General features: G+C 66.8%; 2 protein-coding genes. Both read left to right on the top strand.

The window, feature by feature from the left end; translation table 11 throughout:
• The first annotated feature begins 140 nt into the window (after positions 1-140).
• Positions 141-626, top strand: a complete 486-nt coding sequence (locus tag ACTJK8_RS32260) for a chemotaxis protein CheW (protein ID WP_440763203.1) — start codon at positions 141-143, stop codon at positions 624-626.
• A gap of 72 nt (positions 627-698) precedes the next feature.
• The coding region (locus tag ACTJK8_RS32255; RefSeq protein WP_440763202.1) for an MCP four helix bundle domain-containing protein at positions 699-1,813 on the top strand (1,115 nt) is incomplete at its 3' end.

Genomic DNA, 1,813 nt, shown 5'->3' with positions numbered 1-1,813 from the left:
TCGAAGCTGCACGCGGACGTGGCGACGTTCTCGGGGGCGACGATCCTGGGCGACGGCACGGCGGCGCTGATCATCGATGTCGGCCGGCTCGTGGGCGGCGGCGGCGGCGAGAGCGCGCGCGCGTATCAGGAGGTGGCGTGATGAGCGACGGCGTGACGAGCGGTTCTCTCGGAACCGGACCGCAGGCGGGGTCGCGGGGCGGCCAGCAGGTGGTGATGTTCCGGATCGGCACGGAGAGCTTCGCGCTGGATGCCGGGATGGTGCGCGAGATCATCGACCCGATCCCGGCGACGCGGGTGGCGGGGGCGCGGCCGCATATCGACCGGATCGTGAACGTGCGCGGCAACGTCATCCCCCTGGCCGACATCCGCGAGCGGTTCGGGATGCCGGCGGCGGCGGACAGCCCGGACACGCGCTTCCTGGTCCTGGAGGTTGCAGTGGGGGGCGATCCGGTCGTGGTCGCGCTGGTGGCCGACAAGGTGTTCGCGGTCACCGAGGTCGACCCGGCCGACTGCGAGGCGGTGCCGCCGGTCGGGACGACGTGGCGGCCCGAGTACATCCGCGCGATCGTCAAGGCGGGAGACGAGTTCATCATCGTCCCCGAACTCGAGCAGATCCTCAACTGAAGTCCTGTCGCGGTCCTGTCGAGACCCTGTTGCAGTCCTTTCGAAATCCTGTGCATGTGTAGGGGGAGTACGATGCGTTTTACAATCAAGGCCAAGCTCGGGATCGCCTTCGGGGTGGTCCTGCTGCTCCTGGGCGGTGCCGGCTACCTCGCCGTATCGAGCCTGAGCGGTTCCAACGATCGGATGCAGGCCTTCGCGGCCCGTCCGTTCACCCAGGTCCAGCGCGTCCTGCGCTTCGAGTCGATGTCCTTCGATGCCGCGCGCATGTTCGCGCGGTCGATGCTGGAACCGACCAACGCGGCCCGCGAGAAGCTGTTCGCCGATTTCCGGGCGCACGACGCCAAGTTCCAGGCCGTCCTGAAAGACTACACCGATCTTGTGCCGCCGGATGATCGCGCCCGCATTCAGCCCTTGCGTGATGACTGGTCGAAGCTCAGCGAGGCGGTGACCAAAGGCATGGAGTTCGCCGTCCAGAACGGCAACAACACCGCCAACGCACTTGCCACCGGCGAGCAGCTGACTGCCTTCACGGCGGTAATGGCCAGGATCGATGACATCAAGGCGCGCCCCGACCTCTCGATCGAGGACCGGACTCAGATCAACGTCATCGAACTCAAGATGGTCCGTCTGCGCGGCGAGATCTACCGCGAGATCGTGATCACAGACGACGCGCTGCTCGCGAAGATCGCCGGCGAGTTCAAGGAAACCTTGAGGGTGCTCGAGCGCGATCTCGCCAAGTTCACCGAGACGTCGCGCGGAACCGTGCTGATCGATGCCGTCAACGCGCTTAACGCCGCCGTGAAGGCCTGGACGCCCTCGGCCGAGAAAGTCTTCGCCTTCGGACTGGCGAACACGGACGCCAAGGCACTCCAGTATTACGTCGGCCCGTTCACCGACGCCCGCAAGGCGGTGGTCGAGGACGTGGCCAAGCTGCGCACCTACGAGGAGAGCGTAGCGAACGGCTTCGTGCAGAGCACCCAGACCGCCTTCGAGTCGACCCGCACGATCATGATCGCCGTCGTGACCGGTGCCGTTGTTCTCGGCATCGCCATGGCGCTCTGGATGGCGATCACGATCTCCCGCGGCCTGTCAAAGGCGGTCTCCGCCGCCCAGAGCGTGGCCGCCGGCGACCTGACCCGGGACGTGGCCGTGACCGGTCGCGACGAGGTGTCCGACCTCCTGCAGGC

This window comes from Methylobacterium sp. 22177, from assembly GCF_052045615.1.
In the GTDB taxonomy this organism is placed as follows: Bacteria; Pseudomonadota; Alphaproteobacteria; order Rhizobiales; family Beijerinckiaceae; genus Methylobacterium; species Methylobacterium radiotolerans.
Note: the sequence above shows the minus strand (reverse complement) of the source record. Positions and strands in the feature narration are given on the sequence as shown.

Coding starts and splice junctions, on each gene's coding strand:
- ACTJK8_RS32260 (WP_440763203.1), top strand. CDS start 141: ATGAGCGACGGCGTGACGAGCGGTTCTCTCGGAACCGGACCGCAGGCG.